The organism is Amycolatopsis plumensis (genome assembly GCF_042652605.1).
Lineage (GTDB): Bacteria > Actinomycetota > Actinomycetes > Mycobacteriales > Pseudonocardiaceae > Amycolatopsis > Amycolatopsis plumensis.
Map to the genome: position 1 here is coordinate 2119721 of NZ_JBHSJY010000001.1, position 12299 is coordinate 2132019.

A 12299-nucleotide genomic window follows, 5' to 3' on the forward strand; every position below is an offset into this window, starting at 1 on the left:
TTCCCAGGTCCTCAGCGGCGGACGGCCGCACCCTGCAGTTGGGCCCGCATCTCCGGAGTCAGCTGCTGGCCGACCCGCTCCACCAGCAGGGTCATCTCGTAGACGACCAAGCCGATGTCACTCTCCGGCGATCCCAGCACCGCCAGGCACGAACCGTCGGAAACCGACATGAGGAAGAGGAAACCGTTGGCCATCTCGACCACGGTCTGCGCCACCGTGCCGCCCTCGAACACCTTGGCCGCGCCGCGCGCGAGGCTGGTCAGCCCCGACGCCACCGCGGCCAGCTGGTCCGCCCGGTCCTTCGGCAGGCCTCGCGAGGCCGCCAGGAGCAGGCCGTCGGCCGACACCACGACCGCGTGGGCCGCGCCGGGCACCCGGTGCACGAAATCCGTGATCAGCCAAGCGAAGCTGCCGGCATTGTTCGCCTTGGCATGCGCCTGGCCGTTCGGCTGCGCGGAGCCACCCGGCTGCATTGCACCCGCCCGTGTCACTTTCACTCCTCACTGCTGTCTGTGGTGTTGCCACGCCCCGGAACCCCGCTGCCTTCCAGCCTGTTTTCGGCCGGGAGTTCCTTCAAGGCGTGCCGTCCCGAGGTGTAACCCCGCTGGAAGCTTGCCATCCGGCTCCGCGCCGCGGACGCCGAGCGGGTGATCGCACCCGTTCCGGGCATACCCGCGGTGTTGTCCGCGAAGCTGTTCTGCGGCGGCGCGTCGACCGAAGGGCTGCTGATCGACCCCGGCACCAGGTAGGCGTTCGGGACGCGCTTGGGCAGCCCGGCCGGGGTGATCTCCTCGTTCTTGGACTCCAGCAGCGACTGCGCCGCCTGCCAGCCGTCGTCGGACGCGCTGTGCCAGCCGTCGTCGGCGGGCAGCAGCGGGTGCCGGGTCGCGGCGGTCGGCTGCAGCTCGTCCCGGGCCGGCTCGGGCACGGCGGGCGGCTGCTCGTCGGCACCGGTGAGCGGCGGCAGGTTGGGGTCTTCGCCCTCGCTCTGCGGCGGCACCGGGTCGGCGGCCGAGTCGTCACCCTCACTGAACCAGCGTGACAGCACCGACTGGTAGATCGGCAACCGCCGGGTGGGTACATCGTCTTCGAGCGCCGACGAACCGACCTCGGTGCTCACGGGCGGGGGCGCCGGGGGCGGCTCCTCCGGCGGCACGAACTTCGGCTCGCGCTTCGGCAGCACCAGCGGCGCGAACTGCGTGTCGGCGGCCCGCGAGCTCGCCCCGTCGCCGTTCGACGAGGGCGTCAGCGGCGCCAGGTCCTCGGCCGTCGGCCAGGCCGGCGTCTCCGGCTTGGGCAGCTCCGGCGACAGGAACGGGCCTGCCGCACGGCCGCCGCTGACCAGGTCGTCCAGGCTGATCGGCTGGTCGAGCGGCACGAGGCCGCCCTGGTTCGCGATCGGCTCGTGGGCAGGCGGCGGTGCGGCCGGGGTCGGCTTCGACGGCGGCGGGGGCGTCTGCGCGAACGACTGCGTCTGGTCGAAGTCCGAGCGCGCGGCCGGGATCGGCGGGATGCTCGGCATCGACATCGACGTCTCGGACCGGTTCGCCGGCGGCGGGGTCTGCCGCTGCATGCCCGGGCGGAGCTGGGTGAGCAGCTCGGCCGGGACGACGACCCGGGCGATCACGCCACCCTCGATGTCCTCGTTCTCGCGCAGCCGGACCTCGATGCCGTGGCGCTTGGCCAGCCGCGAAACCACGTACAGGCCCATTCGCCGGGTCACCGACACGTCCAGGTCCGGCGGGTCGGCCAGGCGCGCGTTGACCTCGGCCAGCCGCTCCTCGCTCATGCCGACACCGTGGTCGGTGACCTGGATGGCGAGCGCCTTCCGGCGGGTCACCACGGCCCGCACGATGACCTTCGTCTCCGGCTCGGAGAAGTAGGTCGCGTTGTCGAGCAGCTCGGCGAGGACGTGCACGAGGTCGTGGATCGCCAGGCCCTGGACCGCGACGTCGGGCACGATGCCGACCTCGATCCGGGCGTACTGCTCGATCTCGGACACCGCCGCGCCGATGACGTCGGCGGCGGGCACCGGCTTGGGCACGGACTTGGCCAGGCCGGCGCCGGAGAGCACCAGCAGGGACTCACCGTTGCGCCGCAGCCGCGTCGCGAGGTGGTCGAGCTCGAACAGGCTGGCCAAGTGGTCCGGGTCCTGCTCGTCGGCTTCCAGCCGGTCGATGACGCCGAGCTGGCGTTCGACCAGCCGCTGCGACCGGCGGGAGAGGTTCACGAAGATGCCGTTGACGTTCTCGCGCAGGAGGGCCTGCTCGGCGGCCATCTTGACGGCCTGTTCGTGGACGATGTCGAACGACCGCGCGACCTCGCCGATCTCGTCGCGGGAGGTGACGGGCACCGGCTGGACGGCCTTCTTGGAGGCGCCCACCGGGTCCGGGTCGTCCAGGATCGCCTGCACGGTTTCCGGCAGCCGCGTGTAGGCGACGTCCAGCGCGCTCTTCCGCAGCACCCGCAGCGGGCGCAGCATCAGGCGGGCGACGACGAGCATCAGCGCGACGGCGAGGGCCAGCGCGGCGAGCACCACGGCACCGCCGATCCACGCCGAGTTGACCGCCTGCGTGGCCAGGTCGTCGGCGCGGGTCTTGAGCTGGGCCAGCAGGTTCGACTCGACCGCGTGCAGCTTGTCGGCCGACACGGTGCTGTCCTTGCCCAGCGCGGTGGTGTCGATGTTCGGCGGGTCGCCCAGCTGGGCGAAGGAGAACGCCGACGTCTGGATCCGGCGGCGGTCGTCGACCTCCGGGCCGGAGTAGGTGTCGTTGTAGAGCTGGCGCTGGTCGTCGTCGGCGTTCGCGAGGAAGGCCGCGACCGAGGCGTCCGCGCTGGAGGCCGACGCGCGCGTCTGGTCCAGGAGGTCGCCGGGGAAGCTGCCGCGGAACGCGGCGATCTGCAGCTCGGCGTCGGAGCGGGTGGTGAACTCCTTGGCCTCGCTGATCGACTGCGTGCTCGTGCCGAGGCGCAGCACGTCCCGGTCGGTGACCGCGGTGGTCACCTCGCGGCCGAGTTCGATGAGCGAGTCGATGACACCCGAGTAGGCGGTGAGCACCGTGATGTCGGGCAGGCTGTTCTGGGTGTTGAACGCCGCCCGCAGCGGGCGCAGGGCGTCGAGGCGCTGGAGACCGCGGGTGTAGCGGTCGTTGGTCGCCTGGTCGTCGTAGTCGAGGGTCTGCTTCGCGGCGCGCAGGTCCTGGACCTCGCGGTCGACCTTGGCGATCTGCGAGTCGAGCCCGGTCTGCAGCAGCTGGTTCTGCGAGGCGATCCGCGCGACGGCCAGCGAGCGTTCGTTCTGCAGCTCGTGCACCACTGTGGTGACCTTGACGGCGAACGCCACCTGGTCGGCGGTGCGCTGGAACTCGGCCGCCTCGCGGGCGTCGTCGATCACGCGCACCGCGCCCAGCGCGAGCGCGGTCAGCGTCGGGATGATCAGGACCGCGGCCAGCTTGGACCGCAGCCGCCAGTCGCGCATGCCGGAGAACAGCCCGGCCTTCCGGCCCGGATCCGCTCCGGGCGACTGCGCGGGGGCCCCTCCCACCCCCGCGGCGTCTTCGTTCGGCACCGCCGCTCCACCATCATCGTTCGTGCTCGGGAAACCCTGGTCGGTCCAGCGCCCGCCAGGGCGCATCGCGTTCTCCTCAGCCACTCGTCTGCACGCTCCCGGCGTTCCGGCGCTCCGGCCCATCGGAAGGAGCCCAGCGCAAGACGCTACCCGTACGGGTGAAAAGATCGTCTCCAGTGTCGCCACTGGGAGTTCCTGAACCCCGTCCGGACGGACGGAATCGGTTCAGCTCGAGCATCACGGTCGGGTCCCTGCGCTGGTCCTGCATCGGTCTGTTGGTCGCCTAACCCACCGGCGCGGCGGTTGTGCCCGGCCAGGCAGTGGTCTTTGCGGGGAAGATTCTCTCAGGAAAAGCACAGTGTGTGCTGGTACACCGAAGTGGGACTTCTTGATCGGCCATCCAGGCACTCTCTCTCACTACATCGGAGGTTGATACCTCCCCGCAGGTGCAGAGGGTAGCGAACGGCCGGGGAAGATGTAACCCTCCCGACAGGACCCGCTCAATCTTGCACAGCGTTCGCTCAGTCGACGCACAGCAGTCATCGCCGATTCAAGAACTTCACCCTACGCTGGGTGAACGGCTACGGCGAGTGGAGCAGTGGGTCTAGACCAGAGGCCGAAAGAGTGACGTGCGCCACTCGGTCAGGTAGTCATTCCACCCATTGTGAGCAAGCTGTCACGTTCTCTACAGTGGCCCGCGTGACTCCCGAGAATGAGTCACGCACTTCCACTGAAATCGGTTCCCCAACCGTCACTTTCTTCAAGGAGCAGGCCTTGCTTGGAAACGCCATGAGCAGTGGCCGGGTTCGCACTCGCCGCGCCGCGCTCGGGCTCGCCCTCACGGTCGCAGCCGCCACGGCCCTCACCGGCTGCAGTGCGCTCGGCTCGGACGACTCGAACGCCTCGTCGAACGGGGGCGGCCTGGAGAAGTCGAAGATCAAGGTCTCGATCATGCCGACCACGGACCTCGGCCCGTTCTGGCTGGCCCAGGACGGCGGCTACTTCAAGGCCGAAGGTCTCGAGGTCGAGCAGATCGTCGCCAAGAGCGGCCAGGAGTCGATGCAGAAAGCGATCTCCGGCGAGGCCGACATCGCCCTCTCGACCTACACGCCGTTCTTCGTCGCCAAGAGCAAGGGCGCCGCGGACGTCACCCTGGTCGCCGACGGCACGTCGGTGAACGCGAAGAGCAACGCGATCGTCACGGTGCCGAACTCGTCGGTGAAGACGGTCAACGACCTGAAGGACAAGCGGATCGCGATCACGGCGATGAACACCGCGTCCGACATCCTCACCAAGTCCGTCATGAAGGACCACGGCGTCGACTTCAGCGGGGTCAAGTGGACCCTCATCCCGCTGCCGAACATGGCGGCGGCGCTGAAGGACAACCAGGTCGACGCGGCCTACATGCCAGAGCCGATGCTCACGCAGGCGGCGAAGACCGTCGGTGCGACGCCGGTCATCGACATCAACACCGGCGCCAGCCAGGACTTCCCGCTGACCGGTTACGGCTCGGCGACCAAGTGGGTGCAGGCGAACCCGAAGACCCTCGCGGCCTTCCAGCGGGCGATGAAGAAGGCCACCAGCGACGCGATCAACGACCGCTCGAAGGTCGAACCGCTGCTGGTCAAGTACGCGAAGATCGACGAAGACACGGCCAAGCTGCTCACCCTGCCCGGCTACGGCTCCGTCCTGGACGCCCGGCGCCTGCAGCGGGTGCCCGACCTGCTGCTGCAGATGGGCGTCATCACCAGCAAGGTCGACGCGGCGCCGATGATCGCCCCGCAGGCGACCAACTGAGAACCTTCCTGACGTGAAGAAACTGCTCCGCGGCCTGGCCGGCCTGGTCGGCTTCCTCCTGCTCTGGGAGGTCGTCGTCCAGGTCGGCCTGGTCAGTAAAACGTTCACCCCGCCGCCGAGCGTCGTCCTGGTCACCGTCTGGGACCTGCTGGGCGACCCCGAGTTCGTCCGGGACGTCGTCGCGACGATGCTGGCCTGGCTGATCGCCATCGCCGTCGCGATCGCCATCGGTGTACCCGCCGGGCTGCTGCTGGGCAGCGTCCCGGCGTTGCGGACGGCCACCGCCGCGATCGTGGAGTTCCTCCGGCCGATCCCGATCACCGCCCTGGTTCCCCTGGTGCTGCTGGTGATCGGCTCCGGCCCCGACGCGAAGATCATGCTCGCCGTCTACGCCTCGCTGTGGCCGATCATGTTCAACACGATCTACGGCATGGGCGAGATCGACCCGGTGCTGATGGAGACCGCCCGCGCGTGCGGGACCAGCCGGTTCCGCATCCTGTCGTCGGTGGCGCTGCCGCAGACCGCGCCGTTCGTCTTCACCGGCGTCCGGCTGTCGGCGACCATCGCCCTGATCGCCGTCGTGAGCGTCGAGTTCCTGGCCGGTTCCCAGCTTGGCCTCGGCAGCTTCATCATCGTCGCCAGCACCGGTTCGGTCCGGTTCGACCTGGTCCTGGCCGGCACCGTGGTCGCCGGGACACTGGGCTACCTGATCAACGAGGGGCTCGAACAGCTCGGCAAGCGGCTGTTCCGGTGGAGCACCGTCGACCGGGAGGCGATCGCGTGACGGCGGCAACCCTTTCCGGCCGGGTGGGCAGGCGCGCCGCGCGCGGTGCCGCCACGGTCCTGCGCAACTGGCTGCTGTTCGCGATCTTCGTGGTCGGATGGGAGTTCGCCGCCCGGGCCGGCGGCAGCAAGTTCTTCCCGCCGCCGACGGAGATCGCGGTCACCGCGGCGAAGCTGTGGTTCACCGGGCCCGCGTCGCACCTGTTCCTCACCGACGCCGTCTTCGACAACGTGTTCCCCAGCCTCGCCCGGACACTCGGCGGCTGGGCGCTGGCCGCGGTCGTCGGCATCGTCCTCGGCGTGCTGCTCGGCCGGTCCGCGACGGCGATGGACTACGTCGGCCCGCTGTTCGCGTTCTTCCGCTCGATCCCGCCGCCGACGCTGATCCCGGTGTTCGCGGTGCTGTTCGGGCTGAGCTCGGGCATGCAGGTCGGGTCGATCATCTTCGGCGTGGTGTGGCCGGTGCTGCTCAACGCGGTCGACGGCGTCCGCTCGGTCGACCAGGTGAAGGTGGAGACGGCGCGGTCGTTCCGCACGCCCAAGGCGTACTGGATCGGCATGGTCGTGCTGCCGGCGGCGGCCCCGAAGATCTTCGCCGGGCTGCGGGTCAGCCTGTCGATCTCGCTGCTGCTGATGGTCGTCTCCGAGCTCGTCGGCGCGTACAACGGCATCGGCCGGTCGCTGCTGAACGCCCAGCAGGACTTCGAATTCCCGACCATGTGGTCGTGGCTGGTGCTGCTCGGCATCCTCGGCTACGTCTTCAACACGATTTTCCTGGCCGCGGAGCGGCGGGTGCTGGCCTGGCAGCCGACCCGCCTCGGCCGCGACTGACGCTTCGAAAGGCCTCTCCCATGTCCACCATGCTCGAAGTGTCCGGCCTCAGCCACACCTACGGCACCGGCGCGAAAGCGCACACCGCGGTGAACAACCTTTCGTTCACCGTCGAAGCCGGGCAGCTGGCCAGCATCGTCGGCCCGTCGGGGTGCGGGAAGTCGACGCTGCTGCGCTGCATCGCCGGGCTGACGCGGGCGACCGACGGCACGGTCAGCCTGCACGGCGACCGCGTCTCCGGCGTCCCGGACGACCTCGCCGTCGTGTTCCAGGACTACAGCCGGTCGCTGTTCCCCTGGCTTTCGGTGCAGAAGAACGTCGAATTCCCGTTGCGGTGGCGGCCGATCTCCCGCGCGGAACGCCGGGCGCGGGCGGCCGAAGCGCTCGAGCAGGTCGGCCTGTCCGGCGTCGGCGGGAAGTACCCGTGGCAGCTGTCCGGCGGCATGCAGCAGCGGGTGTCGATCGCCCGCGCGCTGGCCAGCCGCCCGGCGCTGCTGCTGATGGACGAGCCGTTCGCGTCCGTCGACGCCCAGACGCGCTTCGAGCTCGAGGACCTGACCCGGCGCGTGCAGCGGGAGCAGGGCAGCACGATCCTGGTCGTCACCCACGACATCGACGAGAGCGTGTACCTCTCCGACCGCGTCCTGGTGCTGTCCAAGTCACCGGCGTCGATCGTGGCGGACCTGCCGGTGGGCCTGCCCGCGGCGCGCGACCAGATCACGACCCGTGAGTCGGCGGAGTTCGTGACCCTGCGCGGCGAAGTGGCGCGGCTCCTGCACGGCGGGACGCCGGTGGAGGCCGCCACGGCCGCGTCCGACGCCGCGGAGTGGGAGCTGGCCGAGCGGGCTTCGGACGTCACCGAAACCAAAACCCGCAGCTAGCTTTCGTGCCTTGCCGCGGCTTGTCGTGAGTGGTAAGGCGGGTTAGAACCCGCCTTACCACTCACGAGGCGTCAGTACAGGGACTTGGACGACGAGGCCACGCGGACGTGGACCAGCGTCGGGCGCGGGTCGGACAGGGCTGCCGTGAGGCCGGGGACCAGGTCGGCGGGCTCGGTGATCGTCACGCCGTGGCAGCCCATGCTTTCCGCCAGCGCCGCGAAGCCGATGCCGCCCAGTTCGGTGCCCGGGAGCTTGGCGCCGCCGATCGCGTCACCGAGGATGCGGACCGCCGCGTACTCGGAGTTGTCCAGGATCACGAACGTCGCGGGCAGTTCTTCGCGCGCCGCCGTCCAGAGCGCCTGGATGCCGTACATGCTCGAGCCGTCGCCGATCACGCCGACGACCTTGCGGTCCGGCCGGCCCAGCGCCGCGCCGACCACGCCGGGGACGCCGTAGCCCAGCGTGCCGCTGGCCATCGTCAGGAAGCCGGTGTCGGTGGCCGTGATCGGCAGGTGGTCGTGCAGGATCCCGCGGTGGCTCGGCGCCTCTTCGAGGACCAAAGCGTTGTCCGGCAACAGATCCGCCAATGTCGAGTAGACGAACTCGGCGGTCAGCGCGTCACCGGCCGGCTTCGCGGGACGCTGCCGCGGAGCGGGCGCGGGGCGGCCGCTGCGCTCGACGACGTTGAGCAGCGCGCGGATGCCCAGCTTCGGCGTGGCGCGGATGCCGGTGCCTTCGAAGGCCCGCGCGAGCACCTGTTCGTCGTCGCTGAGGATGAACAGCGGCGGCAGCGGAGCTTCCCCGCGCCCGCGGTCGACGTGGTAGGTGAAGGCGGGCGCCCCGAGCACGACGACGAGGTCGTACGGCGCCAGCGTGTCGGCGACGGCCCCGCGTTCGGGGTCGAGGAACCCTTGGAACAGCGGGTGGTCTTCGGGGAACGAGCACCGGAAGGACATCGGCGCGACCCACACGGCGGCGTTGAGCCGTTCGGCGAGGGCGACGGTTTCGACGACGGCCCCGTCCTGGTCGACCGCGCCCCCGACGACGATCGCGGGTCGCTCGGCGGCTTCCAGGGCGGCGTTGAGCTCGTCGACGGCCTCGGGATCGGGCGCGAAGCCACGGATCCGCGGGCGCGAGACGATGGGCCGTTCGGTGGCGGCGGACCAGTCATCGGCGGGAACGGACACGAAAACCGGCCCGGACGGCGCCTGCGTCGCGACGTGGTAAGCCCGCGCCAGCGCAGCCGGGACGTCCTCGGCGGAGGCGGGCTCGATCGACCACTTCACGTACGGCTTGGGAAATTCCGGCGCTTCCATGGCCCCGAGGAACGGCTCGTGCGGCATGAGCGACCGGATCTGCTGCCCCGCGACGACGATCATCGGCGTCCGGTTGCGGTAGGCGTTGAAGAGGCTGCCGAGGCCGTGCCCGACGCCGCCGGCGGAGTGCAGGTTGACGAGCACGGCCTGCCGGGTGGCCTGAGCGTAGGCATCGGCCATCGCCACGACGGCGGATTCCTGCAGCCCCAGGACGTAGTCGAAGTCGTCGGGCCAGTCGGTGAGGAACGGCACCTCGGTGGTGCCGGGGTTGCCGAACACCGTGGTGAGGCCGAGTTCGCGGAGGAGTTCGCGGGTGGCGTCCAGCACCGTGCGCTTGATCATGCGGACAGGTTAACGCTTAGCCTTGCGAAGGAAAGCCCCCCAAGCGGCCGAACTGACGGTCAGGGTGCCCCCCGAACGGTCCTTGGTGTCGCGGATCTGTGACACCGGCCCGAGCCGCACCTCCACGCAGTTGGTCTCGTCGGTGTAGCTCGACTTCCGCCACTCGCGCATCTCACTCCAGTTCGGTGATCACCCCCTGGATGAGCGCGAGGGATTCCTGCTCGCTCAGCGCCAGGACCGACATGGCTTCCACCGCCGAGCGGTAGGCGGCCACGTGGTCCCCATCGTAGACATGGGCGCTCCCGCGGATGTGCTCGATGTGCACCACGGACGGCAGGTCGGCGAAGTCGAAGATCACGAAGTGCCCGTACAGCCCCGGGTGATACCCCGCGCCGACCGGCACCACCCGGATGGTGACGTTGCGCGGCTGCGCCGCGCGCAACAACCACCGGAACTGCTCGGCCAGCACCGCGGGCTCGGCAATGCGCTGGCGGAACGCTTCTTCGCCGAGGAAGAGCTTGAGCACCAACGGATTGCGCCGGGTGAGCACCTCCCGCCGCCGCAACCGGATCGCGATCTGCTGTTCGATCACCCCCGGCGGAAGCCGGTTGGCGGCCAGAATCGCCTCGGCGTAGCCGGGCGTCTGCAGGAGGCCGGGCACCACGAACGGTTCCCAGTTCACCATCTCCGTGGCCGAGCGCTCGTACTCGGCGTAGGTCGATACCGCGGGCGAGATGCCGGGCACCGTCCGCTCCAGCCAATTGGGCTCCCGGGCGTTCCTCGCCAGCTCGAGCAACCTCTTCCGCTCCACCGGTTCCACCCGCAGCGCCCCGAGCAGCAGCGCCACCTGCTCGATCTTCGGCACCCTGGTCCCGCTCTCCCAATGCGAAAGATCCTGCGCCACCATCCCCACCAGCCGCGCGAGTTCGCGCACGCCCAGCTTCCGCGCCTCCCTCGCCGTCCGGAGGCCGAAGCCCAGCGCGCGGGACCTCGGTGTCGCTACCAGTGTTGCCATGCACACATTGTGTCATCGGCCACCGACAAAACCGGGAAACCGGGGCCGTCGCAAACCCGCGACAGGCCCCGGCTCCCGACCCGCTCAGCCGATCAGGCCGGACAGGCCCGCCGCTTTGAAGGAACCCCAGCCCGTCACCTGGTCGTAGCCCGTCCCGGCGCTGAACCCGGTCGTCCCGTGGAGGGTGTTGTTGCCCGACGTCACGTCGTGGAAACCCGTCCCGTACGAAGACCCGTTGCCGATCGAGTAGAACTTCGGGTTCAGGTTGCCCAGGCTGCCGCCGTGCACCTGGTTCTGCAGGGCCGCGAAGGCCGCCCACAGCGGGGCCGCGCCCGACGTGCCGCCGACCGTTCCCCAGCTGCCCGCGCTGTAGATGTAGTAGCCCGACGTCGGCGAGGCGTCCGCCGACACGTCCGGCACCTTGCGGTACGTCGTGCTCTGCGAGGACTGCCACGACGGCGCCGTGAACACCGTCGAGATGCCGCCGCCGGTCGAGCCGCCGCTGTTGCCGTCGTTCCAGACGACTTCACTGCTGTAGCCGTTGGACGACGTCACGCTCAGCTTCGTGCCGCCGACGCCCGACACGTTCGGGCTCGACGCCGGGAAGTCCACACCCCGCACCGCCGAACCCGTCTGGCGGTAGCAGTCGGTCGTGCCGTCGTCGCCCGCTGCCGCGAAGTACGAAATGCCCTCCGCGGTACCCGTGGCGATCGCGCTGCTCACGCTCTTCGCCGCGCTCGACCCTTCGGCGGATTCGCAGGCACCCCAGGAGATCGAGACGACGCTGACCTTCGCGTCGGACGCGATCTTCTGGTACATCGCCAGTTCGCCCGCGCTCGAGTTCGGCGCCTCGTAGACGTAGTCGTTGGCCGCGGCGGCCAGCGCGTGCACGACCTCGATGTCGAGCTCGACCTCGATCTGGCCGTCGCCCGGGGAGGAGTCGTAGTTCGCGCCGCTGACACCGACCGTCGTCACCGAGCCCGCGGAGAGGCCGTACGTGCTGTCGTATCTGGTGATGTTCGATTTCTGGTAGCCGTCGAACTCGACGAACCCGACGTTCACGCCGCTGCCGGTCGCCGACAGGCCACTGCTGCCGTACGCGGTCTTGAGCACCGGCGGGGTGACGGATTTGACGACGTTGGGCTGGGCGAGCGGCTTCGACGCATGCGTCCGCACCGCGTGGTCGTCGAGGCCGACGACACCACCCACGACGTCCGAGACACTCGCCGGCACGGCCGGGAGGGTGTCGTTGGCGAAGAAGTCCCGCCCGGACGCCTGGTCGTGGTAGGTCCCGATCCGGGTCCGGAAGGCCGACTCGAGCTGCGCCGCCGAGCCGGTGAACGTGACGGCCTGCCGGTTGCCGGAAACCTCGATCCCGGTCAGCCCAGCTTTCCCGAGAAATGAGACGGCCTTGTCGACGTCCGCCTGGCTCGGACCGAACCTGGCATTGAACTGCGCCGGGGTCAGGAACCGGTGGTATTGCGGGGACGCCGGATTCTAGACGTCGGAGAGAAATTTTTCGAGCGCCTGCTGGTTGTGCAGTTTCAGGGAGAGCGCGGCGGTGATCGGGCGGTCGGCCGCGACGTCGCCGGTGCGGGCGCTGTTGATCAGCGGCGCGGCGTTGTCGACCAGCGTGACCAGGGGTTCCGACGCCGCGGCGGCCGGGACGGCCACGGCGAGGCCGAGCAACGCAGCCAGCGGCACAGCGGCCGCGACGAGCTTGCGCAAGCGCATGGGGAATTTCCTCTCGGCGGTGGGGACCGGGC

Annotated in this window: 10 protein-coding genes and 1 pseudogene; 4 read left to right on the top strand and 7 right to left on the bottom strand. The window is 69.8% G+C overall.

Annotated features, from left to right (window positions below; translation table 11 throughout):
- Window positions 1-11: 11 nt before the first annotated feature.
- Both ACFPLC_RS09935 and ACFPLC_RS09940 read right to left on the bottom strand, forming a co-directional pair.
- The gene (locus ACFPLC_RS09935; protein ID WP_003085376.1) at window positions 12-473 is read right to left on the bottom strand and encodes a roadblock/LC7 domain-containing protein; all 462 of its coding nucleotides are present in this window, start codon (window positions 471-473) and stop codon (window positions 12-14) included.
- A 20-nt stretch (window positions 474-493) separates the two neighbouring features.
- A complete protein-coding gene (locus ACFPLC_RS09940) occupies window positions 494-3634 on the bottom strand; it encodes a sensor histidine kinase (protein ID WP_378194009.1) in 3141 nt (1046 codons plus the stop codon).
- A gap of 723 nt (window positions 3635-4357) precedes the next feature.
- Between ACFPLC_RS09940 and ACFPLC_RS09945 the strand changes: the two genes are divergently transcribed.
- The 4 genes from ACFPLC_RS09945 to ACFPLC_RS09960 are packed head-to-tail and all read left to right on the top strand — an operon-like array spanning window position 4358 to window position 7860.
- Complete coding sequence (locus ACFPLC_RS09945; protein WP_191311695.1) at window positions 4358-5365, top strand: ABC transporter substrate-binding protein; 1008 nt, start codon at window positions 4358-4360, stop codon at window positions 5363-5365.
- A gap of 13 nt (window positions 5366-5378) precedes the next feature.
- Window positions 5379-6149 (top strand): ABC transporter permease, encoded by a 771-nt coding sequence (locus ACFPLC_RS09950; protein ID WP_378194013.1) that lies wholly within the window; start codon window positions 5379-5381, stop codon window positions 6147-6149.
- On the top strand, window positions 6146-6979 hold the full coding sequence (locus tag ACFPLC_RS09955) for an ABC transporter permease (RefSeq protein ID WP_378194016.1): 834 nt from the start codon (window positions 6146-6148) through the stop codon (window positions 6977-6979). The genes ACFPLC_RS09950 and ACFPLC_RS09955 overlap by 4 nt, the downstream gene beginning before the upstream one ends.
- A gap of 20 nt (window positions 6980-6999) precedes the next feature.
- Window positions 7000-7860 (top strand): ABC transporter ATP-binding protein, encoded by an 861-nt coding sequence (locus ACFPLC_RS09960; protein WP_378194019.1) that lies wholly within the window; start codon window positions 7000-7002, stop codon window positions 7858-7860.
- A 71-nt stretch (window positions 7861-7931) separates the two neighbouring features.
- Here the strand turns inward: ACFPLC_RS09960 and mdlC are convergent, their stop codons facing one another.
- From mdlC to ACFPLC_RS09990, 5 genes and pseudogenes are all read right to left on the bottom strand, one after another.
- Window positions 7932-9518: a benzoylformate decarboxylase gene (gene mdlC, locus ACFPLC_RS09965; RefSeq protein ID WP_378194022.1), complete on the bottom strand. Its 1587-nt coding sequence runs from the start codon at window positions 9516-9518 to the stop codon at window positions 7932-7934.
- 9 nt (window positions 9519-9527) lie between these two features.
- Entirely contained in the window at window positions 9528-9689 is a 162-nt protein-coding gene (locus ACFPLC_RS09970) for a DUF397 domain-containing protein (RefSeq protein ID WP_191311708.1), read from the bottom strand.
- Between the two features lies 1 nt (window position 9690).
- On the bottom strand, window positions 9691-10533 hold the full coding sequence (locus tag ACFPLC_RS09975) for a helix-turn-helix domain-containing protein (RefSeq protein ID WP_378194025.1): 843 nt from the start codon (window positions 10531-10533) through the stop codon (window positions 9691-9693).
- Between the two features lie 84 nt (window positions 10534-10617).
- Window positions 10618-12018, bottom strand: a pseudogene (locus ACFPLC_RS09980) (S53 family peptidase); the annotation flags it as partial.
- 12 nt (window positions 12019-12030) lie between these two features.
- Complete coding sequence (locus tag ACFPLC_RS09990; protein WP_378194028.1) at window positions 12031-12267, bottom strand: hypothetical protein; 237 nt, start codon at window positions 12265-12267, stop codon at window positions 12031-12033.
- Window positions 12268-12299: the final 32 nt, after the last annotated feature.

Excerpts from the sequence above, each read along its gene's own strand:
- ACFPLC_RS09975 (WP_378194025.1), bottom strand. The coding sequence starts at position 10,533 with ATGGCAACACTGGTAGCGACACCGAGGTCCCGCGCGCTGGGCTTCGGC.
- ACFPLC_RS09970 (WP_191311708.1), bottom strand. The coding sequence starts at position 9,689 with ATGCGCGAGTGGCGGAAGTCGAGCTACACCGACGAGACCAACTGCGTG.
- ACFPLC_RS09940 (WP_378194009.1), bottom strand. The coding sequence starts at position 3,634 with ATGCGCCCTGGCGGGCGCTGGACCGACCAGGGTTTCCCGAGCACGAAC.
- ACFPLC_RS09945 (WP_191311695.1), top strand. The coding sequence starts at position 4,358 with ATGAGCAGTGGCCGGGTTCGCACTCGCCGCGCCGCGCTCGGGCTCGCC.
- ACFPLC_RS09935 (WP_003085376.1), bottom strand. The coding sequence starts at position 473 with ATGCAGCCGGGTGGCTCCGCGCAGCCGAACGGCCAGGCGCATGCCAAG.
- ACFPLC_RS09990 (WP_378194028.1), bottom strand. The coding sequence starts at position 12,267 with ATGCGCTTGCGCAAGCTCGTCGCGGCCGCTGTGCCGCTGGCTGCGTTG.
- ACFPLC_RS09960 (WP_378194019.1), top strand. The coding sequence starts at position 7,000 with ATGTCCACCATGCTCGAAGTGTCCGGCCTCAGCCACACCTACGGCACC.
- mdlC (WP_378194022.1), bottom strand. The coding sequence starts at position 9,518 with ATGATCAAGCGCACGGTGCTGGACGCCACCCGCGAACTCCTCCGCGAA.